Raw genomic sequence first — 781 nt, forward strand, 5'->3', positions numbered from 1 at the left:
AGCAAGATCGCTACCGTGAAAATCCGCAAACAAAAAACCCGACAGCGATGCTGCCGGGTTCTTTTTGAACAATCCCAGAGGGATTAGAACGAGCGCTGGAAACGAACCATGCCCTGGAAAGCATCCTGGCCATCAAGAACGGAACGCTTGTCGTCCCACTTGGTGTACGAAACTTCCGGGGTGATCGTGAAACCAGGAACCAGTTCGTAAGCAACGTTTGCGGTTGCAGCGAAGGTGCCAGCATCTTCGTAAGCGAGCTGTACGTTGAAGGTAGCCTTTTCGGTTGCCTTGAATGCAGCGCCACCCCAGACAGCCCAATCGCCGCCCCACGTGCCGTAGAAGCTGTCGATTGCGCGGATGCCATGGAAACGGCCGTCACCATCGGTATAGCCGTAGTAGGTATCGTCGTTAGACTTATAGCCACCCATAGCCCAGACCGAGAAGCGATCCGTAACGTTGATGTCGGCGCGAATCTTACCGGCCCATTCTTCATTTGTTGCGTCGTAGGCAGCAACAGCGGCAAGCGAACCCCAGCCGCCGGCATACTTCAGACCGCCAACAACGTGCGGCATGTAGTCATCGATGGTGCCGTTGTAATCAACGTCAACATTATTGCCCTGTTCAAGCGACAGAACTGCCGAGAAACCGTTGCCGCCGGTGAAGGTGTAGCTGATCAAGCCAGTGCGATAGCCGCCAGCAAGGATCACGTCATCGTTCATGACATTGCCGAGGTAGCCTGGGAAGGTTACGAAGGCCGATTCATCAAGACCAACGCGCAGAC

The 781-nt window shown here is 54.9% G+C and carries 1 protein-coding gene; it reads right to left on the minus strand.

The genetic code is table 11. The annotated features are described in order from the left end of the window. Positions 1-83: 83 nt before the first annotated feature. The coding region (locus F9K91_RS25555; RefSeq protein WP_167522290.1) for a porin at positions 84-781 on the minus strand (698 nt) is incomplete at its 5' end.

The sequence above is a fragment of the Brucella tritici genome (assembly GCF_008932295.1).
GTDB lineage: Bacteria > Pseudomonadota > Alphaproteobacteria > Rhizobiales > Rhizobiaceae > Brucella > Brucella tritici.